The organism is Candidatus Binatia bacterium (assembly GCA_029248525.1).
Classification (GTDB): domain Bacteria; phylum Desulfobacterota; class Binatia; order UBA12015; family UBA12015; genus UBA12015.
This window is the reverse complement of record JAQWJE010000052.1, coordinates 1-22,003: the sequence shown is the minus strand read 5'-3', so window position 1 is coordinate 22,003 and position 22,003 is coordinate 1. Positions and strand designations below refer to the sequence as shown.

At 61.4% G+C, this 22,003-nt stretch carries 22 protein-coding genes; 10 read left to right on the top strand and 12 right to left on the bottom strand.

What is annotated here, in order from left to right; genetic code table 11:
* The first annotated feature begins 48 nt into the window (after window positions 1–48).
* Complete coding sequence (locus P8K07_17010; protein ID MDG1960222.1) at window positions 49–1,092, top strand: DUF1254 domain-containing protein; 1,044 nt, start codon at window positions 49–51, stop codon at window positions 1,090–1,092.
* Window positions 1,093–1,123: 31 nt separating this feature from the next.
* On the opposite strand, the gene P8K07_17005 is transcribed toward P8K07_17010, so the two are convergent.
* The 7 genes from P8K07_17005 to P8K07_16975 all read right to left on the bottom strand — a co-directional run bounded on the left by P8K07_17005 (window position 1,124) and on the right by P8K07_16975 (window position 8,167).
* The gene (locus P8K07_17005) at window positions 1,124–1,723 is read right to left on the bottom strand and encodes a PqiC family protein (protein MDG1960221.1); all 600 of its coding nucleotides are present in this window, start codon (window positions 1,721–1,723) and stop codon (window positions 1,124–1,126) included.
* Complete coding sequence (locus tag P8K07_17000) at window positions 1,723–2,670, bottom strand: MlaD family protein (GenBank protein ID MDG1960220.1); 948 nt, start codon at window positions 2,668–2,670, stop codon at window positions 1,723–1,725. Before P8K07_17000 ends, P8K07_17005 begins: the two co-directional genes overlap by 1 nt.
* Window positions 2,663–3,457 (bottom strand): ATP-binding cassette domain-containing protein, encoded by a 795-nt coding sequence (locus P8K07_16995; protein ID MDG1960219.1) that lies wholly within the window; start codon window positions 3,455–3,457, stop codon window positions 2,663–2,665. The genes P8K07_17000 and P8K07_16995 overlap by 8 nt, the downstream gene beginning before the upstream one ends.
* Window positions 3,458–4,588: an ABC transporter permease gene (locus tag P8K07_16990; protein MDG1960218.1), complete on the bottom strand. Its 1,131-nt coding sequence runs from the start codon at window positions 4,586–4,588 to the stop codon at window positions 3,458–3,460.
* An 89-nt stretch (window positions 4,589–4,677) separates the two neighbouring features.
* Entirely contained in the window at window positions 4,678–5,724 is a 1,047-nt protein-coding gene (locus tag P8K07_16985; protein MDG1960217.1) for a hypothetical protein, read from the bottom strand.
* A 31-nt stretch (window positions 5,725–5,755) separates the two neighbouring features.
* Complete coding sequence (locus P8K07_16980; GenBank protein MDG1960216.1) at window positions 5,756–6,955, bottom strand: acyltransferase family protein; 1,200 nt, start codon at window positions 6,953–6,955, stop codon at window positions 5,756–5,758.
* A gap of 9 nt (window positions 6,956–6,964) precedes the next feature.
* Window positions 6,965–8,167 carry an MFS transporter gene (locus tag P8K07_16975; GenBank protein ID MDG1960215.1) on the bottom strand — a complete coding sequence of 401 codons (1,203 nt, stop codon included), beginning with the start codon at window positions 8,165–8,167 and terminating at the stop codon, window positions 6,965–6,967.
* A gap of 24 nt (window positions 8,168–8,191) precedes the next feature.
* On the opposite strand from P8K07_16975, the gene P8K07_16970 reads away from it, so the two are divergent.
* Complete coding sequence (locus P8K07_16970) at window positions 8,192–10,603, top strand: thioredoxin domain-containing protein (GenBank protein MDG1960214.1); 2,412 nt, start codon at window positions 8,192–8,194, stop codon at window positions 10,601–10,603.
* 125 nt (window positions 10,604–10,728) lie between these two features.
* Here the strand turns inward: P8K07_16970 and P8K07_16965 are convergent, their stop codons facing one another.
* Complete coding sequence (locus P8K07_16965) at window positions 10,729–11,520, bottom strand: SDR family NAD(P)-dependent oxidoreductase (protein MDG1960213.1); 792 nt, start codon at window positions 11,518–11,520, stop codon at window positions 10,729–10,731.
* Between the two features lie 140 nt (window positions 11,521–11,660).
* On the opposite strand from P8K07_16965, the gene P8K07_16960 reads away from it, so the two are divergent.
* A complete protein-coding gene (locus P8K07_16960) occupies window positions 11,661–12,620 on the top strand; it encodes a J domain-containing protein (GenBank protein ID MDG1960212.1) in 960 nt (319 codons plus the stop codon).
* A gap of 84 nt (window positions 12,621–12,704) precedes the next feature.
* On the opposite strand, the gene P8K07_16955 is transcribed toward P8K07_16960, so the two are convergent.
* Window positions 12,705–13,352 carry an inorganic pyrophosphatase gene (locus tag P8K07_16955; protein ID MDG1960211.1) on the bottom strand — a complete coding sequence of 216 codons (648 nt, stop codon included), beginning with the start codon at window positions 13,350–13,352 and terminating at the stop codon, window positions 12,705–12,707.
* Between the two features lie 95 nt (window positions 13,353–13,447).
* Between P8K07_16955 and P8K07_16950 the strand changes: the two genes are divergently transcribed.
* Window positions 13,448–13,768 (top strand): hypothetical protein, encoded by a 321-nt coding sequence (locus tag P8K07_16950; GenBank protein ID MDG1960210.1) that lies wholly within the window; start codon window positions 13,448–13,450, stop codon window positions 13,766–13,768.
* A gap of 203 nt (window positions 13,769–13,971) precedes the next feature.
* Complete coding sequence (locus tag P8K07_16945) at window positions 13,972–15,264, top strand: ATP-binding protein (GenBank protein ID MDG1960209.1); 1,293 nt, start codon at window positions 13,972–13,974, stop codon at window positions 15,262–15,264.
* Between the two features lie 108 nt (window positions 15,265–15,372).
* Here P8K07_16945 and P8K07_16940 read toward each other — a convergent pair whose 3' ends face one another.
* The gene (locus P8K07_16940; protein ID MDG1960208.1) at window positions 15,373–15,636 is read right to left on the bottom strand and encodes a hypothetical protein; all 264 of its coding nucleotides are present in this window, start codon (window positions 15,634–15,636) and stop codon (window positions 15,373–15,375) included.
* A gap of 173 nt (window positions 15,637–15,809) precedes the next feature.
* Between P8K07_16940 and P8K07_16935 the strand changes: the two genes are divergently transcribed.
* Window positions 15,810–16,658, top strand: coding sequence for a hypothetical protein (locus tag P8K07_16935; GenBank protein MDG1960207.1), 849 nt, complete (start codon window positions 15,810–15,812; stop codon window positions 16,656–16,658).
* Between the two features lie 18 nt (window positions 16,659–16,676).
* Here P8K07_16935 and P8K07_16930 read toward each other — a convergent pair whose 3' ends face one another.
* On the bottom strand, window positions 16,677–17,270 hold the full coding sequence (locus P8K07_16930; protein ID MDG1960206.1) for a hypothetical protein: 594 nt from the start codon (window positions 17,268–17,270) through the stop codon (window positions 16,677–16,679).
* 66 nt (window positions 17,271–17,336) lie between these two features.
* Between P8K07_16930 and P8K07_16925 the strand changes: the two genes are divergently transcribed.
* Together P8K07_16925 and P8K07_16920 are read left to right on the top strand one after the other, a co-directional pair.
* Window positions 17,337–18,587 (top strand): acyl-CoA dehydrogenase family protein, encoded by a 1,251-nt coding sequence (locus tag P8K07_16925; protein MDG1960205.1) that lies wholly within the window; start codon window positions 17,337–17,339, stop codon window positions 18,585–18,587.
* A gap of 449 nt (window positions 18,588–19,036) precedes the next feature.
* On the top strand, window positions 19,037–19,291 hold the full coding sequence (locus P8K07_16920) for a helix-turn-helix transcriptional regulator (protein MDG1960204.1): 255 nt from the start codon (window positions 19,037–19,039) through the stop codon (window positions 19,289–19,291).
* A gap of 343 nt (window positions 19,292–19,634) precedes the next feature.
* Here the strand turns inward: P8K07_16920 and P8K07_16915 are convergent, their stop codons facing one another.
* The gene (locus P8K07_16915; protein MDG1960203.1) at window positions 19,635–21,095 is read right to left on the bottom strand and encodes a M20 family metallopeptidase; all 1,461 of its coding nucleotides are present in this window, start codon (window positions 21,093–21,095) and stop codon (window positions 19,635–19,637) included.
* A 242-nt stretch (window positions 21,096–21,337) separates the two neighbouring features.
* Here P8K07_16915 and P8K07_16910 point away from each other — a divergent pair, with 242 nt between their 5' ends.
* Together P8K07_16910 and P8K07_16905 are read left to right on the top strand one after the other, a co-directional pair.
* Window positions 21,338–21,787, top strand: a complete 450-nt coding sequence (locus tag P8K07_16910) for a hypothetical protein (GenBank protein ID MDG1960202.1) — start codon at window positions 21,338–21,340, stop codon at window positions 21,785–21,787.
* 13 nt (window positions 21,788–21,800) lie between these two features.
* Window positions 21,801–22,003: hypothetical protein (locus tag P8K07_16905; GenBank protein ID MDG1960201.1), on the top strand; the 203-nt coding region annotated here is incomplete at its 3' end.

Sequence of the window (22,003 nt, the reverse complement as noted above, 5' to 3'; positions counted from 1 at the left end):
TCCAACCCACTGGGCGCGGCGACCAACCAATTTCAGGAGGAGTTCCTCGTGCAAAGAAAAACCATAATCACACTTGCCTGCTTGCTCTTTTTCCCGATCTCCGCTCGCGCTCTGGATACGATCGAAGCCTATATTCGCGCGTACCCGAATCAGGAGCAGGCTCGCATGATGAACGAATGGCTGGTGGACAATCAGGCCGGGCAACTCAGCTTTACCGGATTGGTAGACCCGACCGACAAGACGGTTGTCACACCGCAAGCAACCGTCGATTACGGCTACGCCTGGTTCAGCCTCTCCAACGGCCCGGCCGTGCTGCATACACCGCAATACGACCGGTTCTTTTCCGTCTCGGTTTTCGACATGCTGCACAACGTACCCGCCGTCATCGTCAACCCGAGCAAACCCATCGTCTTGATGCGGCCCGGACAGAAAGCCCCCGCGGGCGACTTTGATCACGTCATCCTCGAAACCGATCAGGGACTGGTTCTGACCCGGATGGTCGTGGTCAACAATTTGGACGAGGTGACAGCGCTCGGCCAGAAGATGCGTCTCGACGGTGGAGACGGCGACATGCATCGCGATGTGCAGCGATTTTCATCAGCGATTGAAAAGTCCGGGCTCGCCTTGATCGAGGCGAGCATTCCCCACCTCGATGCAGGCAGAGCTTTCGGCAAGAAGTCCGGTGACGTTGGTGAGATCACCTCAGCCAGCGCCGTGATGCTCGGCCAACTCGGAACCCCCTCCGACACCGTCCGCTACCTCCCCATCATGGTCGACGAGGGAGGGGAGCCTCTGTCCGGCACGAAAACCTACGAACTCAGGGTGCCCGCAGGCATCGTCCAGGATTCCGGATATTTCTCGGTGACAGCGTACGGAGCAGAGGATCGTTTTCTGATTCCGAACGATAAAAAAGTATACGACCAGACGACCTATTCTGCCGAGCCCAATGCGGACGGCACCTACACCGTAACGCTCAGCCCCGACGGGTCCGGTAAAAACGGGATCCCGACCGGCAAACCGTTTTATGCGATCCTGCGCGCCTATGTCCCGGTTCCCGACGCAGATATGACCGTCTCGGTGACGACGCGCTAGCACCGCTTGAGCTCATTCGCGGCCCCGACCCTCAAACGGATTCTGCGACTACGACCGCCAGGGAGCGCGCGAGGTCTCCAACCAGATCGCTCATCACCCGAGCCACGGCATCGGGTCCGGTGGCGACTTCTCGTCGTTCATCAAACTCCCCTGATACCAGTCGTTTCCCGTCTTCATCCCGCAGGATCCAACGAGCCCACAAGCGAACCTTCCCTCCGGGGTCGACCTCGAAACGCTGAATGCTGATCGAGACCCGCCGATCCGGCGCCGAGGTCCGGTACCAGGGAAACAACGAGATCCGTTCCGTGTAGAGCAGAACGGATAGATCGGCCGCGAGAACGCGCTGGACATTACCTCCGAGGCTTTCGGCCCATCGGTCATTCTCCGCGTAGGTGACCCTGTTTGCCTCGCTGCGAGTCGCGATGGAAAACCGATCGAGATAATCCGGCAGCTCGATCGGACCCACGCCGAGGCTCAATTTCGGCAGGCGCGCGATCTCACGCAATTCCGCACCCTCAGTCAGAACGTAATATCGATTCGGACCCGAACCCGGGGCACCGGACAAAAGCGAGCAACTCGAGACGAGCAGCATGAACAACAAGCTTGTCTTGCGAAAATGTCGATTCACCATCACGGATTCTCCTCTTCCGGCTCACCGCCACGACCATAGAGCAAAGCGCTCGGATGCTCCTCGAGGAAGTTTGCCAACTCACGCACCGAGTCCGAGGCGCCCGAAACCTGGCGCAGTGTCTGGCCCACCTGAAACGCCAAGGGCGACTCCGGGTCGAGCAATACGCCCACCGAAGCGATCACATCGGTCAGTTCCTGCAAGGTCGTATCGGCCTGCAGGGCTGTGCCTTCCACCGCTTCCGAGAAGGGGCCGATCTTTTCGTTCAGCGTATGCGATAATTTCCGCAGACTCTCCATGGTGTCGGCGAGGGACTCCATCGTCGACGGGATCTCGGGGGAGGTCAGCATTTCATGAATCGACTCGATCGTTTCCTCGACCGAGAGAAAGACTTCCTTGAAGTCCACCTGATCCAATTCGCGAACCACCCGACCCATCACTTCCTGCACCGCTTCGAGCGTCGAGGGAAGTGTCGGGATCACCATCATATCGCCGGCCTCCGCCAATCGAATCGGTGGTGCGTCCGGGTAGAAATCGAGGTTCACGTAGAGCAGGCCTGTCACGAGGCTTTCGGATTGAAGGCTTGCCCGGAGGCCCCGGCTGATCAGCGACTGCAGGACCTTAGGGTCGCTCAGGTCTACCGGGCGGTCGGCACCTTTTTCGATCTTGCTCTCGTCAATGCGGATCACCACTGGAATCCGCACGCTGGCACTATCGTCGGACTCATCGAAGCGCAGGAGAATCTCGGAGACCGAGCCAATCGGCACCCCTTTGAATTTCACATTCGAACCGACCGCCAGCCCGTTGATGGACCCATCGAAATAACAGACAAAAGGCTCGGTCCGCTCAAAGAAGCGTCCCGAGCCGAAAAGAGCCACGCCGAGAACTGCCAGCATGAGCGACGCAAGGACAAATCCTCCGATCCTCGTCGGGTTCGCCTTCTTACTCATGACGACCACCTCCGGAAATCTGACCCCGAGAAAGGAATTCGCGGACACCGGGGTCTTCTCCGTGGTCCCTCAACTGCTTGGGATTGCCTCGTGCCTTCATCGTTCGGGTCTCCGGGTCCAGGTATACGGAATCATCTCCGATAGCGAAAATACTGGCCAATTCATGCGTAACGATCACCACAGTCGAGCCAAGACTGTCGCGAATCTCCAGAATCAATTCGTCGAGACGCGCAGATGAGAGCGGGTCGAGGCCCGCCGACGGCTCGTCGAAAAATAGAATCTCGGGGTCCAGCGCCATGGCGCGCGCAAGGCCGGCGCGTTTCTGCATTCCTCCTGAAATCTCGGAAGGATAGAAGTCCTCGAAACCGGACAGGCCAACCAGTGATAATTTCAGGCCCGCAACATCGCGAATCTCTCGCTCGGTCAGGTCCGTGTACTCGCCCAGGGGCAGACCGATATTTTCGGCGAGCGTCATCGAACTCCATAGAGCACCGCTCTGGTAGAGAACGCCGAACCGTCGCAGGAATGCGGCTCGTCCATCGGCATCCGCTTCGGTGAAGGAGGCCCCGCTGTAGCGAATTTCGCCGCGGGCCGGCTCGACAAGTCCGACAAGGTGGCGCAGCAAGGTGCTCTTCCCGCACCCACTTCCGCCCATGATGATAAAGATATCGCCCGAGCGAATCTCGAAATTCAAATCCCGCATCACCACGAAATCGCCGTAGGCCATTGTGAGGTCGCGCACCTCGATGGCGCTCTCACGCGTATCTGTTGTTTTAGGTTCGTTCATTTAAAACCCGACAATATTGAAAAGGACGGTAAAGGTGGCATCCGCTACGATGATCAGGACGATCCCGGTGACCACCGCAGACGTTGCGGCCTCACCGACTGCCGAGGAACTATTGCCGCATTGCATCCCGCGAAGGCAACCCGCCACGGCAATCAGCACCCCGAAGACAGCTGATTTGAGAAGCCCGGAAGAGAAGTCCGAGAATGAGACCGCCTCGACCGTCTGGCGCAGGTAAAGAGAGGGTGAAAGGTCGAGCATTGTGGCGCCGACAACGGCCCCGCCCAAAACGCCCACGAGGTCCGCGAAAAGCGCCAGCAGTGGCATCATCAAACACAAGGCCACCATGCGCGGCAAAACAACGAAATCCATCGGAGAAATCCCCATCGTGGTGAGAGCATCAATCTCCTGCGTGACCCGCATGGTTCCCAACTGGGCCGCGAAGGCAGCGCCCGTGCGCCCCGCCATGATAATCGCGGCCATCATCGCGCCCATCTCGCGCAGCATCGCGATCCCGACCAGATTTGCGACGTAAATCTCGGCGCCAAACTGCTGCAACTGGATCGCGCCGACGAAGGCCAGAATCATTCCCACCAAAAACGAGATCAGCGTGACGATAGGCAAGGCCCGGACCCCGCAGTCCTCAATCAAGAGGAGTAAATCGGAGCGACGGAAACGCGCCTGACCGCGAGCCAGCCGCACCAGGCTCAATGCGGCTTCACCGACAAACTCAAGGCCGGAGCGGAACTCGGCGGCCAGGGCCAACCAGCCGTCGCCCAACTTCTCGAGGAAGGAGGGAGGCACCGGCGCTGTTCGAGCGTCTTCTTTCTCGGGAACGGCACGCGCCAAAGCGAGCAGGCGCTGCAGGCCCGAGGGCAACTGGTCGTAATCGACCGCGCATTGCCCCTGATCGGCAAGCGAGGCCGCGCCGACCAGAAAAGCTACCAGACTGGAATCCCACGCCTCGAGCTCCTCGACATGCATGCTGAGGACCGCCTGGCGGCCCCCGGCAATCCGCGTCTGCAGCTCATCCAGTTCAGGCACACCATCGGCCAGAGCCCACTGACCTCCGACCCAAAGCTGTAGTTGTCCGGAATCCGATTCCTCCAGACGGATGAGTCTCTCCCGATCCATGCTGGGCCACAGTAGCACAGATCCGGGGTTCGGCATCCTGTCGAGAGTGCTTCAAACCGCCCGAACCCGCGGTCACCAGCGCCTGGCGTTCAATCGAACTTCAGGAGTCCTTCTTTGGCAATGTCCGGGCTCTCGCGCTCCCCGACCGGCCCCATCTCGCCACACCAGCGATCATCGGGGCCCCGCACCAGCGCACCCTCCAGCGGAATACCGAAATGCTCGCGGACCTCATTGAGCGGCTTGGTCATCAAGGCATCGAGATCGATCGACTCATCCAGGTAATTGACCTTGCATGCATGTCCCCGCTCGGCCGCTCGGTACACCCTGTCCGGATCGAATTGGTGACGCCAGGCTCGCACTGTCGGGTCATAGGCGTAGCCGAGTTGAAATTGCGCTACGACGCCGATCATCGCCCCGCTATAATTCGCCCTCGACAACGCACCATCGAAGGAAAATACGCAAAGTTCGCCGAGCGGAGTCGTGTCGTACCCGGCAAGCACATGATGACGATCATGCGCCGTCAGATTATTCGAAAACGGAGAACCCACGCTGCCGGGCAGCGGGAAGAGATTGTCCTCGTAATACGCGACCAGAGTGCGGCCGAAGGTATCGGCCGGTAATTCGCGAAGACTTTCGTACCGAGCCAGCTCCTTCTTGTCGCCATCGAGATGCAGGGAGCTTTTCAGAAACCCCCAGGAGAGCGCCGCCACGCCCTGTCCGAGTTCGGGTTTGTTGGTCCGGAAGCTGTCCAGATACAGAAGTGTTTTATGGCCCTTGGCAAGAGAGAGCGCTCCCTTGACCGTCAGGTCGGAGACTTCCCAGGCCTTGGCGAGTCGGCCCAGGGCCTCGCCTCGCTCCGCCAGATCGTCTGTCTCGAGGTAGGGCAGAACCGAGGCCATATGAACGACCTCGTGGCGCAGAGCTTCGTCGACGATTGATTCCAGTGCCCCGGCAAAAGATGCGGGCAAACCGCTCAAGTCCACATCGGCATGAAAGACATGCTCGGCAATCGCAGCAAGAGTCTTTTGATGAATCTCGTGCAAGGGCAACCTACCCTCGTCGGTCGCAACCGCTTTGAAAATCTGCAGAACCGCGCAGGCCTCCGCTTCGTTCAGATCGAAAATTTTCGTGTTCATTGGATTCCCTCTCGAGCAACAACAGCGAAGGCTAGAGGATTCGCTTCAGGACGGGCAAGCGGCAGAGCAAGGCCCCGGCGAAAAAGCTTGCACAAATCGCCAGCGGGAAGAGCAGCATGAAATGTATCAGTGGAATTGTCGGGAATTGCACGACCAACTCGGTCAAGGGCACAACGAAGAGCGGATGAACAATATAGGCGGCGTAGGCGGTGCGTGTCAGACCCCGTGGGAGCGGACCTGTGCCCGCCAGATGCACCCGAAACAAATAGAGCAGCCCCAAAGACACCCCGACAAAAACGGTAGTTTGCCAGAGGCTGTAGAGGAAGGCGAGAGGGCCCCATCCACCAAAAAATTCGTCGAAATTCATCGTGACATCGACACCCAGAATGATCATGGGCGGCATCAGCACGATCGCCAGGACCGCCACGCCCACCCAGACCCGCATCCGGCTGTAGTCAATCATCTCGATCCAGCCATACCGCCAGCTCTGGATGCCGACGATCCAACCAGCGAGATAGAGCGGGAATTCTCCGACGTTCAAATTGACATAGGGGATGACTTGCCCCGCCGGGAACCAGGTCCGCACGAAGTAAGTGAAAACGCCCAGCCCGAAAATAAAACTGAAGATTGCGAGATGTGAGGGGAAGGGGCGCGGTCGTTGCGGCGGAATCGGTGCCTCCCGCAGGCGCCGCATCACGGCGTACCCGTAAGCAAAGAGCAGCAGGGCAAACAGAAACCAGGTCACTCCCAACCCGAAGAATCGGAAGCCATAGGTACCCATGAAAAAGGCATACGAAGTGTCGGTGACGCCTTCGAAGCGCAAGGCCATCCAATTCACCGTCGGGTTGATCAGGAAGAAATATGCGAGAAGGGGAACCCCGAGCCGCACGAGCCGACTGCGCAGAAATCGGGTCGACCCGTTGCGATCAAAAGCGGCCGGGGTGAAGTAACCCGAAATCCCGAAAAAGAGACTCATGAAAAATGCCTGATTGATCCCCGTGAAAAGAGTCATGGCCAGGACGCTCAGGCTCGCGCCGCGCGGATCAATCTTGAACACCCAATCCCCGGTCGCGCCAAAGGCAATCGCACAATGATGCATGATGACCAGCATCGTGAGGCAGACTCTCAGGTTGTCGAGATAGTCCTGCCGACGCGGTGCGAGCGGGTCCACCGGCGCGAACCGATCGCGCAAACGCGGACCTGCCGGATTTCCTGTGGTGACCGATGCCATCTCCTCGACCTAATCAAGAGGCGCGTCATGAATCCAGCGGCGCACCCGCGGAAAGAGAAGATATGCCGGAAAGGACAAAACAAAGGTCAGCACGAAGAAAGGCCCATATCCGAGAAACGCCGCCGAAAAACCGCTGATACTTCCGGCGAGAGTCCGCGTCAGACCAAAGAGGGCACTCAGCAGCGCATATTCTGTCGCGGCCTCCTCCGGATCACAAATATGCATTAAAAAGGCGAGGAATGCCGCAGTTCCCAGCCCCCCGGTGAAACTCTCGAAAAGTGATGCGGCGTAAATACTCAGGCGGCCCCCGTCCCCGAGGGCTACCGCGGCGTATCCCAAATTGGAGAATGCCTGCAGCGCCCCGAGAAAGATCAGCCCGCGGAGGATACCGTAGCGTGAGGTCAGCCAACCGCCCGCCAGAGCCCCGGCCACACTCGCACCGACGCCAAATCCGGTCGAGACCACGCCGATCTCCTCGAGAGTCAGACCTCGATCCAGCCAGAACGGCTTGACCATCGGCCCCATCGCCGCATCGCCCAATTTGTAGAGAAGGATAAAGGCGACCACCGCGAGCGCGCCCGGCCGGCGCACCCATGCCAGCAGCGGCGCATACCAACCGCGCGTCGTCTCTCGGGGCGCGATCTCCGGCCGCGGACTCCGCCACGCTCCCAGCGCCAGCAGAAAAAATATGGCCGATGCGAGGGGAAATACGACCGCCCATCCGAATTGCCCGGCCAGAACCACCAAGCCCCCACCGGCCAGAATCAAGGCGACGCGGTATGCCGATACTCGAATCCCGTTGGCCATCCCCTCCTCGCCCGGGGAGACGATTCCGATGGTCCAGGCGTCGATCGCGACATCCTGCGTCGCCGACGCGACCGTAAAGAGCAACAGAAGCGACCATATCCAGAAACCGGGACTGCTCGGATCCAACCACGGGAGCACCAGAAGAATCGCCCCCATCGAGACCAGGGCACCGGTGATCCAATGCCGACGCTCGCCAAAGCGATCGACCAACGGAGCCCAGAGCACTTTCAGCGTCCACGGCAATCCGAGCAGGCTGAGCAGCCCGATGGCCGCGAGCGATACCCCGTGCACGCGAAAATAGACCGGCAGATTGTCGACCACGATGCCGAAGGGCAAACCCTCGGCAAAGTAGAAGCCGGCAATCCACGCCATTTTGCGCTTGGCACTTGATGGATTTCCCGTCACCCAAAAGGTGATAGCACTGATGATATGCCGTCTGAATACATCCGCCGGGAATCCCCGACCGCGGCGAAATCTTTTCGCATCCTCATCGGGCTTGTCGGGCTGATCGGCCTGACCTGCATGAGCAGTGCCTGTGCGCCCGGGGAGCCCGGGCAGCCCGAGGAGAATCCGGAGCGTCAGGTAAATCAGGCCGATCAGGCACGTCGCCTCCATTGGCGCGTCCCGCAGGCGCTTCCCGGGGCTTCCTCCTTCGCCCCCACAACACGAGCGGCTCTGACGCGCGCCCTTGCCGCACAACCAGCCGGCTATGAACCGCGCACGCATCATTTACGCAAGGATGGGGGCCCGAAATACACCAACCGTCTGATGACCGCGTCGAGCCCCTACCTGCTGCAGCACGCACATAATCCCGTGTCCTGGTATCCCTGGGGACCGGAAGCCTTCGCGGAGGCCAAGGCAAGCAATCGACCCGTATTTCTCTCGGTCGGATACTCAACCTGTCATTGGTGCCATGTCATGGAGGGCGAATCTTTCGAGGACGAGGAGATTGCCCGCATTCTCAACGAACGGTTTGTGCCCATCAAGGTCGACCGCGAAGAACGGCCTGATATCGATGCGGTGCATATGGATGCCGTCCGGATGCTCTCGGGCGGCGGGGGTTGGCCCATGACGGTGGTTTTGACGCCGGAGGGTGAACCATTTTTTGGCGGCACCTATTTCCCGGCGCGTCGCGGCGACCGCGGAAGTCGCGCCGGTCTGCGCGAAATCCTTCTGGAGCTGGCCAACCGCCATGAATCCGATCCGGCAGGTGTCGCGCAAGAAGCCCGAAAAATCACCGCCGACCTGCAAGCCCAGTCGCGCGGTCGACCGCCCGCCGCCGTCCCTGACACCGCGGCGCTGCAACGGACAGCCAAACAACTGCAAGCGCGTCACGATGCCGACTGGGGTGGCTTCGGCAGTGCACCCAAATTCCCGAGGTCTTCGAATATCGAGTTCTTGTTGCGTCATTATCGTCGCACCGGCGATCCGGACTCGCTGGCGGCCGCCACACGCACCCTCGACAAGATGGCCGGGGGCGGGATTCGAGACCATGTCGGCGGGGGCTTTCATCGCTACTCCGTCGACAAGCGCTGGCTGGTCCCTCATTTCGAGAAGATGCTCTATGACAACGCGCTTTTGGCCCAAACCTATCTCGAAGCATTTCAAGTGACGGGCAAACCCCTCTACCGCAACGTCGCCACCGAGATCCTCGACTATATCGGTCGCGAAATGACTCATATCGATGGTGGGTTCTTCTCGGCTACCGATGCCGACAGCGAGGTGCCCGGCGGGCATCAGGAAGAGGGATATTTCTTTACCTGGACGCCTGAAGAACTCGGCGAATTACTCTCGCCCGAGGACGTGCGCCTGATCGAGCTTCACTACGGCACCACCGCGGGAGGCAACTTCGAAGGCCGCAATATTTTCCATACATCCCTGTCACTCGAGAGCGTGGCTGCGCTGACCGAGTTGACGCCCGAAGAGGTGCGCACCCGTCTGGCTCGGGCCCGTGAGGTGCTCTACGACCATCGCCAGACACGGCCGGCTCCCCTGCTCGATGACAAGATTCTGGCGGGCTGGAACGGTTTGATGATCAGTGCGCTCGCGCGCGGAGGCCGCATCCTGCAAGACCCCGAGCTTACCCAACGTGCCCGCGACGCAGCAGGCTTCATCCTCGACAACCTCGTCAACCGCGGCGCGCTGGGACGCAGCTGGCGAAACGGACAGATCGGCGGTGTCGCCGTCCTCGACGATTACGCTTATCTGATCTTCGGTCTGCTCGACCTCTTCGAAACCACCGGCGAGCCACGCTGGCTGACGGCCGCTGTCGAAATACAGGCAGTCCAGGACCAAAAGTTCCTCGACCCGGCGGGCGGCTATTATTTCACCGCCTCGGATAGTGAATCGCTCCTCACGCGCAAGAAGCCAAGCTACGATGGCGCTCGCCCCTCGGGAAATTCCGTCACGATCCAAAACCTTCTGCGGCTGGCGACGATTCTCACCGAGGATGCCTACCGCGAAGAGGCCGAACGCAGCCTGGCGGCTTTTTCGGTGACACTGAATCGAGGAGGCGCAGGCTCGCCGCGCATGCTTGCCGCTCTCGACTTCCGACTCGATACCCCACGCGAGATCCTTCTGATTGCACCGGATCGGGAAGCGTCCACGGCCGCCTTCGACGCGGTTCTGGCCGCGAGTTTCCAACCGAATGCTGTGCAGATTCGGGCCACCGAGGGGGCAAACCTCGATGAGTTGGCCGAAACCGTCCCTCTTCTGCGAGGCAAAGTCGCTCGCTCGGGGCAGGTGACCGCCTACGTCTGCGAGAACCGCGTCTGCGAGCTTCCCACGTCGTCGCCCGAGGTCTTTCGGGAACAGCTCGGCAAAGTCCAGCCCTACTCCTGAGGCATGCGGCCGCGGTCCTTCGCCCGCAGTCCCGCACCGCAGTCCCGCACCACAGTCCCTCGCCCGCACTCCCGTCTCCACGGCCCCGCGCCCTTCGGGGAAAGCTGCGCTTCGTCCCGACGGGCTCAGGCCATACGCCCCGGCACGAAGGGATGCGAGCAGGACAGCCCGGCATCCGCGGCATAGGCCTGGCCATTCACGTAGCTCGCCTCGTCGCTGGCCAGGAATAGCGCGACGTTGGCCATCTCGACGGGCTCTCCCGCTCGCTGCAAGGGGTTGAGCTGACCGATGCGGTCGCCTTTGCCCACCGCGCGAGCCATATCGAACATCGGCTGGGTCATGCCGGTCTCGATCAGGCCCGGACAGATCGCATTGACCCGAATCCCGAGCCCGGTGAGTTGGGATGCTGTGGTCTGCACCAGGTTGATCACGCCGGCCTTGGTCGCGCTATAGGGAGTCGGACCTGCACCCGAGCGCAAGCCGGCGACCGATGCCGTGCAAATAATCGACCCACCACCGGTGTCGCGCATCGCGAGAGATGCGTATTTGATCGCGAGAAAAGGGCCGATCAGATTGACCCGCACGACGGGCTCCCACTCCTCGGCCGTCATCTCCCAGAAGGGCTTCATCGGGCCCCCGATGCCTGCATTCGCATAGAAGACATCGAGGCGGCCGAACTTCGCCACACATTGCTCGACGATACCGGCCACGTCGGTCTCGGAGCCGCCATCGGCAACCTGCGCCTCGGCCACACCGCCGGCCTCCTGCGCCATCGCTACCGTCTCCCGGAGACCCTCCTCGGCGACATCGACCGCCAGAACCGAGGCGCCCTCCTGCGCAAACCGCAGGACGCTCGCCCGACCGATCCCGCTTGCCGCTCCGGTTACCACCGCTTTCTTTCCCTCGAGTCTTGCCATGCTCTGCTCTCCTGGTCCTGTCCGGTGCCGCTCCAAAGCAGCTTTGTCGGCTTTCCCTACAAGAGCCGCGCATGGTCCGAAACCCCACAGAAAGCCCCTTTCCCATTGCAGATGACCGATTCGTGGTTACAACCCACGTGATGGCCAAAGCAGACCTCTATGCGACCCTCGGGGTCGAGCGCGACGCCGATGATGACGCGATCCGCAAAGCCTTCCGCAAGCTGGCGCGGAAATACCACCCCGATGTGAACCAGAACGACCCGGAAAAGGCTGACAAGTTCAAGGAAATTTCCTTCGCGAATGAGGTTCTTTCCGACCAGGCCAAGCGCAAGACCTACGACGAATTCGGTGTCGCGGGACTCGACCCCAACTTCAAGCCAGATCAGGCTCGGGCGCAACAACGTTGGGGCGGTGGTCATCCCGGCGCCGGCGGCCCTGCAGGCGGACCCGGTGGTTTCTCCAATTTCGGCGGCGATTTCGATCTCGACGACCTCCTCGGACGGCTCTCCGGACGGGGCGGTGGTGGCTTCGGTGGTTTCGGTTTCGGTCGCCAGGGCCCGACGCGGGGCTCGGATGCCGAAGGCAATGTCACGATTGATTTTCTCGACGCCGTGCGCGGCGGCAAAGTCGGCTTGCAGCTGCAGGGCATGGGAGAGCTGCAGGTCACGATCCCGCCCGGAGCCGACCAGGGCACCAAGATTCGCCTGCGCGCCAAGGGCAGCCCGGGCGCCAACGGTGGTCCTCCCGGTGACCTTTATCTCAAGCTCAAGGTGCGACCGCACGCGTTCTTTCGTCGCGAGGGCGACCATTTGCACGTCGACCTGCCCGTCGCTCTGCATGAACTGATCCAGGGTGCCGAGGTGATCACCCCCACCCCCGATGGACCGGTGACTCTGAAAATCCCCAAAGGCTCGGCCAACGGCGGCAAACTGCGACTCCCCGGCAAGGGCGCCACCCGCCGCGGCACCAAGGAGCGTGGCCATCTCTATGTCCACCTCCAGGCAACGCTTCCACCCAACGGAGAAGCGCTCGAGGCGATGGCCGAGGAGCTCAAAGGCCTCTACGACGGCACGAATATCCGGGCGAAGCTGGAGGTCTGAGCGCCGGGTGGCCGGCACCCGAGAGCTCACGACCGTCGCGACGCCAAGGGCCCAGACGATCTCGAGGACCTTGCGAATTCGAGACTAGAGGCGCGCGAGGCGGGCCTTGGCCGCCTTGATATGCCCGTAGCTATTTTCGTAGTCCCTCTGGCTGCGACGGATCACCTCGTGCGCTTCCTCGCGACCGTAGACGTCGGTGATTTCGACCTCCGCCTCGCCCTCCCCGGGCACCTGCTTGTAGGTCAGAAAATAATGCTGCAGCCGCTCGACCAACTCGTGCGGGCTCTCCTCGATATCGAGCCAGTGGCCGTAGACCGCGTCCCCCTCGAGGACCGCGATGATCTTGTCGTCGGCTTCCTTGCCGTCGATCATCCGAAGGCCGCCGATCGGAATTGCCTGACAAAGTATATCGCCATGCGAAATATCACGCTCGCTCAAGACGCAGATATCGAGAGGATCGCCATCCCCTTCGACGCGGTCGCGCCCGGTCCGGCTGGCGCAATAGGCGCCAGTTTCATCGCCGCAATATGTCTGCGGAATAAAGCCGTAGAGGCTCGGATATACGTTGGAGAACTTCTGCGGCCGATCCACCTTCAGGAATCCCGTCCGCTTGTCGAGCTCGTATTTCACCGTATCTGTCGGAACGATCTCGATAAACGCCGTAATCCGCTCGGGCGCCTCGTCTCCGATGGGAATCCCGTGCCACGGATGCCGCCGGTAGAGATAAGGCAGGTAATCCTCGAGGTTCTTGAAGTCGGTATCTGCGGTCTTGCCGTCGGCCATGGAGGTCTCGACTATCACACCCACCCGAGGTAGTCGTCCCCCACGTGATCAATCTTCTTTTTGTGGCAGCGATTGCCGCCGCGATCGTTGCCATGGGTTGGAAACGCCGGCAAAAATCCCAAGCGAAAAGCGAGGCCCTCGAGCGCGCCGGTGCCAGTCTCGAAAACGCCATCTATATCCGGTCCTACGATGAAATGGACGACCACCTCCGGGGACGGTTCTGCCATTGTGGCGGATTTCAGGAACTCCGGGGCGAAGGCAGCCGCGAAGAAGCCGGCCACCGGTATCGAACCGCAAGGCTCCTCTGCCACGAATGCGAAGAGTACAGCATCGTCTATTTTGAGACGACCGACCTGCTCCAGTAACGCAGACGCTACATCGAGGGCGCGATTTCCACCGCTACCGCAAGCAAATCAAGGTCTTTTATGGGCAGCAAGCCCCGCGGCAAGCGGTTTCATCCCTATCTCCAGAGGCCTATCTTTCTTCTTTCCACCAGAAGTCATCCCGGATAGCATCGGGCGATCCGGCGATCCGGCGCAAGTATCCCGCCCTTCCCGACATCCATCCAATGACTGAAGCCGAGAAAAAATCGTCCGCGCCCGCCGAGCAGAATTCGGCCCGCATCTCGATGGACCTGGCGATGCAATCGCTCCCCCTTCCCCTCTTCGGGATCGACAAGGAAGGACGGGTCGCGTTCATGAACCGGGCCGCGGTAGAGACCTTCGGATGGAAACAATCCGAACTGGTCGGCCGCGATGCCGTCACCGCGCTTGCGGCACCCGGACTTCAGGAAAATGCCAGTCGCGAACTCCGCCGCGCACAGGACGGTGAATCTCGCGAACAACTGGGCATGCTGCGTCGCGCGGATGGCAGTCTTCTCAAGATCCTGTTTCGCCTGAGCCCGCTCTGCGACGAAAACAACTGGATCCATGGCGTGCTGGCGGTCGTCGAGTCTCAGGAAGGGCCGCTCCCGGAAACCAGCCTCCCTGAAACCAGCCTCCCCGAGCCGATCTTGCCTGATCCCGTTCAAATTACCCGTCAGGCCAAGCGAGAAAAAGTCCTGCAAGACCGGGTCGCGGCCGCCGAAGTCTCGAAGATTCTGGGGGCGTCGCCTTTCCTCGATCGACTATCGGAAATGGTCGTCGCACAGATGGGAGATACCAGTCGCTTGCGCGGGGACTTCCTCGCCACGATGTCTCACGAACTGCGCACCCCGCTTCATGCAATCCTCGGCTACGCCGGTTTGTTGCAGGAGGGGGCCTTTGGCGAACTCCCCCCGGGCTGCAATGAGCCGCTCACACGTATCGAACGGCGCGCCCATGAGCTGCACGATCTGATCACCAACACACTCAGCCTGAGCCGGCTGGAGAGCGAAGGTGAGGCCCTGCATATTGAACCGGTCGCGGTCGAAACCTTTCTCGGCGGTCTGGTCCGGGACGCCCAACGATTGCGCGACTCGGGCGAGTCGCAAATTTCGCTCGAGGTCGCCGCGGACCTGCCAGTCATCGAAACGGATGTCGCCAAACTCAAGGTCGTCGTCCGCAACCTGATCAACAATGCGATCAAATTCACCGACAAGGGCGAGATCAGGATCGTCGCCAGCCAGAACGTGGGCGGGATCTCCATCCAGGTCCAGGACAGCGGCGTCGGAATGACGTCGGAGGAAATCTCGCACCTCTTCAACGCCTATACGCAAAACGACACCGGTCGGGCGCGCGGTGGCGTGGGCCTCGGCCTCTTTATCGTGCAGGAACTGACCAAAAGACTTGGCGGGCAGGTCGATGCCGAGAGCAAACTCGGTGCCGGCAGTACCTTCCGCATCAACTTGCCGGTCCGACCGCCTCTTCACGAAAGCAGTTGATCTGCGCCACGTCGCGCGACCCCGCGGCGCGCCTGCTCACAGCATACTTTGCCGCAGTATCCGGCAACATCTGCCAACCGATGGCGCGGGCCCCACGGACGCGACCCGCTAGCGGCAGGTAATGGAAGCAGGCTTGGCGCCGTCGCAAGCGAATGAATCACGGACTCCGGCCGCGATCGTCCCGCAGGCCGTCATCCGACCACTACGAATGGCCTCGGCCTCGGTCGGGGCTGCTGCGGTCGCGCAATTACGACGTCCCTTGAAGTTCATGCAAACGTCACATTCGACCTGGCTGATCTGCATGGATAGCAGCACCAAAACGCCCGCCAGAGCCAGCAGGCTCATCACCGTGATCATATGAGATTTCTTCATGCTCCTGTGTGGGTGGCCAATCCCGTCGCCGGAGTCAACTACACACCGATCTCATACCCCCCGGAAAAAAAGTTCCCCGGGAACCTGCGCGAGGCTCTGGCGAACTTCCAGCGGGCACCCACGCCCTTTCTGTCGCAGTGGCGCAAGCGGGTTCCGCGCAGTAGAATCGGCTCATGATTGCCTCGGATCCGCCCGACCAGGAGACTTTGATCGCCGCGCTTTATGAGGGACCTCTGGAGAAAGTCCCTTTTCACGCCTTCCTCTCCCACCTTTGTGAAGCCGTCGCATCGGTCAATGCCACCCTGATCCTGCGCCCTCCGGGACGGAGCGCCGCAACTCTGGTCTTCACCGAGGGCAATCTCCGGGGATGGGAGCATCCTTACGCGGAGCGCTTTTTCGCCCTCGACCCCTTCTCGGATCTGCCCGAGGGCAAAGTCACCAGCCTCATTGACCTGGTACAAAGCGAGGCGCTCATGCAGAGCGACTTTTACCGTGAATTCCTCGAGCCGAGCGATACGTTTCACGTCCTCGGCTTCGATGTCCGCACCCCCGATGGGCTTGAAGCAGCGCTCCGCGTGACCCGCGGCCGCAAAGACCAGCCCTTCAGCCCGGACGAAAGCCAGGTTCTGGCGACGCTGGTGGACCACCTTCGCCGGGCCGCAAGACTCTACCAACGCAACGCGCTGATCGAGGCGGAACGCGACCAGCTGCAGACCTCTCTCGAAGAGGCCGGCGCCGCCAGGCTTCTGCTCGACGAGCGCGGTCGGGTTGTCACCGCCAACCCGCCTGCTGAAAACCTGCTCGCCAAAAAGCGTGGCTTCACGCTGCGCAACCGACAGCTATGCTCGTCAGCCGCCGGCCAAACCGCGGCGATCGAGGCCTGCGTCGAGCGTATTGTCGATGGCGGCGCGGCCGAAGATCTGGTCGGCTTGCGAATGAGCCCGGTTCCGACGGCGGCATGGAGCAGCGACCGCCTGCGGGCCATGGTCTCGGTCCTGTTTGTGAGCGAACCAGCAGCCTAGTTCCCGCAGCAAGGCCGTTTAGCTATCGGCGCGCACCTGACGCAGCCGGCGCCCGAGCTGGGGCAGGACCTCGTCCCCGCACATCTCCTCGATTTCCTCGCGATAGGCTTCCAGAACCGTCGGATGACCCGGCAGGTCGGCCACCGGAGCGACGCAGCCGATCTTCTCGGCTGTCGGCTGCAAGCGGACACGGATATCGGGGCCATCCTGCTCGAGCATCACCGGCCAATGCCGACAAGCACCTGGCTTGACGCTGGGGATGTCGCGGCCCGTTTCGAGCGCGACGGTATGAATCGAACAGAGCGAATTGGTCTTTGTGCGGCGCAGAAACGGACACGTGCCGTTCTCGTCTGCCTCGATGATCATCTCTGGCGGATCATCGACAAATACATTTTCATAACCGCCCTCTTCCGCCCGCAGCGAGGGTACCAGAACGGCGACCTCGTCCATCACCGTATCGACCGCGCGGATCTCGCGACGCGAGAGTTCGATGGTCAGACCCGTGCAGCAAGTCGAGCCCCGTGGGCATCCATTGGGCCAGCACCGATACGCATAGTCGGTGAGGCTGTCATCAAGAACGATACGCGCTTTACGTCGGGGAGCACTTGCCATGTGACTGCCTACCTACCAGATTCCGCAACATTGCAGAAAGCGTCCCGAATCGGTTTCCTCGCAGATATGATCGAATGGAACGAACAGCACCTGGTCCTGCGGGATGCCCTGCGGAAATTCATCGAAACCGAGATTGCCCCGAATATCGAGGAACTCGAACACGGCGATACCCCGCCCTACGACGTCCTGCGGAAAATGTACAAAACCTTCGGGATTGGCGATATGGGCGTGCAACGCTTCGAGCGCCAGATGGCTCGCGAGAAGGAAGATCGCGCCGCTCGTGAGCGCGGCGAGGAACCCAAGGCCCGCGAGAAACGCGAAGTCTCCTTCGAGCAGGGGCTTGATTCCGCCGCCATGCAGTTGCTGCCGATCATCGAGCTCTGCCGCTATTGCCCGGGCATGGTGACCGCCATGGGCGTAAGCGTCGGCCTGACGGCCGGTGCCATCCGCGCCAAGGGCACCATCGAGCAAAAAGAACGCTTTGTGCCCGAGTTGCTCACCTTCGAAAAGGTCGGCGCTTGGGCGATCACCGAGCCGGGCTCGGGGTCGGATGCCTTCGGCAGCATGCAATCGACGGCCAAGCGCGACGGCGACGGCTACGTGCTCAACGGCTCCAAGACGTTTATCACCAACGGCCCCTATGCCGATACGCTGGTCTTTATCTGCAAGCTCGATGAAGGCAACGACCCCAAGGAGCGCAAGATCCTGAACTTCATTCTCGACAAGGGCATGGACGGGCTTGAGCAATCCAAACCGCTGCGCAAGATGGGGATGCATTCCTCGCCGACCGGCCAGCTCTTCCTCGACGATGTGCGCGTCGGTCGTGACCGCCTGATCGGCGAGACCGAGGGATCCGGCACCGGGCGTGCCGGCGCCAAGGCGACTTTCAATACCGAACGTGTCGGCGTGGCCGCCATGGCGCTCGGGGTCGTCGAGCGCTGCCTCGAGCTCTGCATCGAGTACTCCAAGACTCGTGTCCAGTTCGGCCAACCGATCGGGCAGTTCCAGTTGATCCAGAACAAGCTCGCCGAGATGGAGGTCGCACGCATGAACCTCCAGCAGCTGGTCTTCTCGCAGATCGAGCGCGCCGCACTCGGCAAGCCCTCGAGCATGGCTGAGGCATCGGCCTGCAAATTGTATGCAGCCCGCGCCGCAATGAATGTGGCCCTCGAAGCCGTCCAGCTCTACGGCGGTAACGGGTATATGGCCGAGTTCCATGTCGAGCAGCTTTGCCGCGACGCCAAGGTCCTGCAGATCTATGCCGGCACCGACGAGATCCAGATCTCGCAGATCGCCCGGTCGCTGCTGGCGGCCTGAGGATCGCATTTTCGACATCTCTCGCCGATCGCGCGAGAGGCTCCGAGCAAAAGGCCGCGACGTCTCGTCGCGGCCTTTTCTGCGCCGGTCGCAACCGATGCTGGGCCCTGCGGCGGTTATCAGGTCACAAGTTCTGCCCACGCGCAGGCAACCGGCTTGAGCGACGCGCTTGCCGCCGATGGAGATCTGACTCGTCCATGACTGCTCGTGCCTGGCATGGGTCCGGCGTGCGGACGACTGCCGCCAGTGAAACTGTGCCTTGAGCGTCACACTGGCGCGACAGGTGTTCCGCGGAAAGCACAGGCTGTGTCACGTGCGCTGCGCGGCTGCGTTGTCGGGTGTCCGTATTTACAGCACTTTCCACGGCACGAAGGTTGGCAAGCCCTTTGCAATAGAAAGAGACCAACACGCTCATGCGGTTCAGCCGCAGAAAGGAAAAGGGCAAGACAATGGTAGAAAAATCAGGAGAAGAAATCCGAGAATTTCGTCGCAAAATGACCATGACTCAGGAGGAGTTGGCCCACCAGCTCGGCGTCACGGTCTCGACCGTGAATCGTTGGGAAAACGGGCACACGAAGCCCAGCAAGCTGGCCATGCAAAGCCTCGAGCGAATCGAGATGGAGCAGAGGCGCGCAGTCACACAGCCCGCGCCGGTCGGACTTGAGGACTTCCGTCAGATCCGGGCCCAGACGGCCGCCATGTAAACCGGCCGGGCTCGCAGCGGCGAGGGAGAAATCTCGCCGCTGCACCACATGGTGCGTGTGGTTCCGGGATGCGGGGTCGAGAATTCGCTCACCCCCATCCCTTTCCGGAGCACCGGATCGTTCGCCCCCGATCGGTCCGGTGCTTCCCCTCTCCAGGGGCGCATCCATTCGCGAGAGCGCAAACGGGCTGTCCCAAGCCGACGGCGGCTGTACGAAGCTGCACGAAGATGTCCGAGGCTGTCCCGAGCGATCCGAGGTTCCAAATCTCGGTCCCGGGAAGCAATCCGCGCCTGCCGCAGCAGGCCGGATTTCCTCGCCCGGGTTCAGGAAGTCCGCTGGATCTTCAGCGGCTGGCGTGGATCGACAACAGCTGGGCCACACAACCGGTCAGCCGGCGTGCCGTATGAATCTCGAGAAACTCGTTGGGGCCATGCGCATTGGAATGCGGCCCGAGCACACCGGTGATGACAAATTGCGCGTCGGGGAACTGCTCACCGAGCATGCCCATAAACGGGATCGAACCACCCTCGCCCATCGCCACTGACGGCTGGCCGAACCAATCGTCCGAGACCTGATCGAGAGCCTCGCCAAGCCAGGGAGCCAGCGCCGGGGCCTCCCAACCGCCTTCGCCACCGGCGGTAAAGCTCACCTTGGCGCCGTAGGGCGGATCCGCTTCGAGAATCTCTTTCACCGCCAGGGTTGCCGCGACCGGATCAACCGTGGGCGGCAGGCGCAGCGATAGCTTCACCGTGGTGCGCGGCCGCAGGACGTTGCCCGCGTTGTTGCTCGGCGGCAAACCGGACGCGCCCGTCACCGAGACCGTCGGCTTCCAGGTCCGCGCGAGCACGAGGTCCACGCGCTCGACCGGGGCCGGGCCTGCGCCGTCGACCCAGGGGAATTTATCAAAAACCGCGTCGCCCAGAACTTCGGCTGCGCGGGCTGCCTGCTCGCGGCGCTGGGCCGGGATCTCCGCGTGCAGGATCTCGGGCTTCACCTCGCCCGTGACGCTATTTTCGAGTCGATCGAGCAGAGCCCGAACAATCCGGAAGCTCGACGGCACAACGCCGCTGGCATCCCCGGAATGCACGCCTTCGCGGAGGATCTCGACGGTGAGCTCGCCTACCATCACGCCACGCAACGACGTCGTATGCCAAAGCCGGTCGTAATCTCCGCAACCCGAATCGAGGCAGACGACCAGATCGGGCTGGCCGATGCGATCCTGCAGGTCCTCGACATAGGCGGGCAGATCCGGGCTGCCGCTTTCTTCGCTGCATTCGATCAGGACGACGGCCCGCCCGCGCGGGATGCCTTGCTCATCGAGTGCGCGCAATGCGGCCAGCGAAGCAAAGACCGCGTAGCCGTCATCCGCGCCGCCACGACCATAGAGCTTGCCGTCGCGCAAAACGGGTTTCCAGGGGCCGAGGTCTTCTTCCCAGCCTTCCATCTCGGGTTGCTTGTCGAGATGCCCGTAGAGAAGGACGGTCGGGGCCGCAGGATCGCCTGCTGGCGGTCCCATCGTCGCCGGCGCCTCGATCAACAGGATCGGCGAGCGCTCGCCGGTGCGTACGACCTCGACGCTGGCGCCTTTCGGCGCGTGCGCGCGAGACCATTTTTCGGCCAGATCGATGGCCGCGTCGATATGCCCGTGGGCCTTCCAATCCGGGTCGAAATCGACTGATTTCGCCGGAATGCGGATATATTCCACGAGTTGCGGGAGGATCGAGTCCTCCCACAGGGTGTCGATGCTGTCGCGAGCCTGTTGCAGGTCCAATTCCGTGCCCAGTGATTTGGAGATTGTTGCCATACTTTTATTATAGGCGAGTTTGTCGGTCTGTCACAGGGCCGTCACAGGGCCGTCACCCAGCGAATAAACACTCCGGGAATCACCGAAATATCTTGACATCTGGGCTATATTTGCCTTTAAGAGGCAAAAACAGATGACAGGATGATGCCCCCAGCACCTGTGACTGACCACCGTCGCTCGACTCGACCGGAGTTCACTCCCCAAAGTCGTGCACCCTTGCACATCAAAAGCTGGAGAGGCCCATGGAAATCACTCGAATCCCGAAGTCCGCCCTGTGCGGCGCCATCATTTTTGCGCTCCTGAACCTCTCGAGCCCGGCGCCTGCCGATGCGGTCGAGCGCGTCTCGCAGGCGCGACAGGGCTACTACCCCCTGATTCAGGAACTTTCCCCGGATGGGCGTTATCTGGCCTATTTCGAGAACAATCAGGTCTGGGTGAAGGATTTCGTTCTGGACACCACCGAACAAGGCAGTGTCGGCACCGATGGTGCCGCGGCGAACGACGAGAGCTCAAATATTCGCATTACGCCTGACGGCGCATGGATCGCCTTTGATTCCGAGGCCTATAACTTTGATAGCACCGATACCTGGACGTGCGGGAGCCGCAGTTGTCGGGATATTTTCATCCGTAAGCCGGACCACCGGCATCACCGAGCGCATCAGTTTTTCGACCGGCGGCGAGCAGGCCCATGACGACAGCTATCTGGTGGCGCTGAGCGACGATGGCCAGCTGGTGGCGTTTCGCTCAGCCGCGGACAATCTGGTCGCGGGCGACACTAACGGACAAGTCGATGTCTTTATCCGGGATCTGCAGGCCGGGACGACCGTACGCGTGAGCGTGGCCAGTAACGGGGCTGAGGCCAACGGCGCAAGCGGCGATACCAGCCGCGCCTTTTTCCTCGAGGACGG

Bases quoted from the DNA above. Each gene is read 5' to 3' on its own strand.
- P8K07_17005 (MDG1960221.1), bottom strand. From the start codon at position 1,723: ATGGTGAATCGACATTTTCGCAAGACAAGCTTGTTGTTCATGCTGCTC.
- P8K07_17000 (MDG1960220.1), bottom strand. From the start codon at position 2,670: ATGAGTAAGAAGGCGAACCCGACGAGGATCGGAGGATTTGTCCTTGCG.
- P8K07_16995 (MDG1960219.1), bottom strand. From the start codon at position 3,457: ATGAACGAACCTAAAACAACAGATACGCGTGAGAGCGCCATCGAGGTG.
- P8K07_16990 (MDG1960218.1), bottom strand. From the start codon at position 4,588: ATGGATCGGGAGAGACTCATCCGTCTGGAGGAATCGGATTCCGGACAA.
- P8K07_16985 (MDG1960217.1), bottom strand. From the start codon at position 5,724: ATGAACACGAAAATTTTCGATCTGAACGAAGCGGAGGCCTGCGCGGTT.
- P8K07_16980 (MDG1960216.1), bottom strand. From the start codon at position 6,955: ATGGCATCGGTCACCACAGGAAATCCGGCAGGTCCGCGTTTGCGCGAT.
- P8K07_16970 (MDG1960214.1), top strand. From the start codon at position 8,192: ATGCCGTCTGAATACATCCGCCGGGAATCCCCGACCGCGGCGAAATCT.
- P8K07_16965 (MDG1960213.1), bottom strand. From the start codon at position 11,520: ATGGCAAGACTCGAGGGAAAGAAAGCGGTGGTAACCGGAGCGGCAAGC.
- P8K07_16960 (MDG1960212.1), top strand. From the start codon at position 11,661: ATGGCCAAAGCAGACCTCTATGCGACCCTCGGGGTCGAGCGCGACGCC.
- P8K07_16945 (MDG1960209.1), top strand. From the start codon at position 13,972: ATGACTGAAGCCGAGAAAAAATCGTCCGCGCCCGCCGAGCAGAATTCG.
- P8K07_16940 (MDG1960208.1), bottom strand. From the start codon at position 15,636: ATGAAGAAATCTCATATGATCACGGTGATGAGCCTGCTGGCTCTGGCG.
- P8K07_16935 (MDG1960207.1), top strand. From the start codon at position 15,810: ATGATTGCCTCGGATCCGCCCGACCAGGAGACTTTGATCGCCGCGCTT.
- P8K07_16930 (MDG1960206.1), bottom strand. From the start codon at position 17,270: ATGGCAAGTGCTCCCCGACGTAAAGCGCGTATCGTTCTTGATGACAGC.
- P8K07_16925 (MDG1960205.1), top strand. From the start codon at position 17,337: ATGATCGAATGGAACGAACAGCACCTGGTCCTGCGGGATGCCCTGCGG.
- P8K07_16920 (MDG1960204.1), top strand. From the start codon at position 19,037: ATGGTAGAAAAATCAGGAGAAGAAATCCGAGAATTTCGTCGCAAAATG.
- P8K07_16915 (MDG1960203.1), bottom strand. From the start codon at position 21,095: ATGGCAACAATCTCCAAATCACTGGGCACGGAATTGGACCTGCAACAG.
- P8K07_16910 (MDG1960202.1), top strand. From the start codon at position 21,338: ATGGAAATCACTCGAATCCCGAAGTCCGCCCTGTGCGGCGCCATCATT.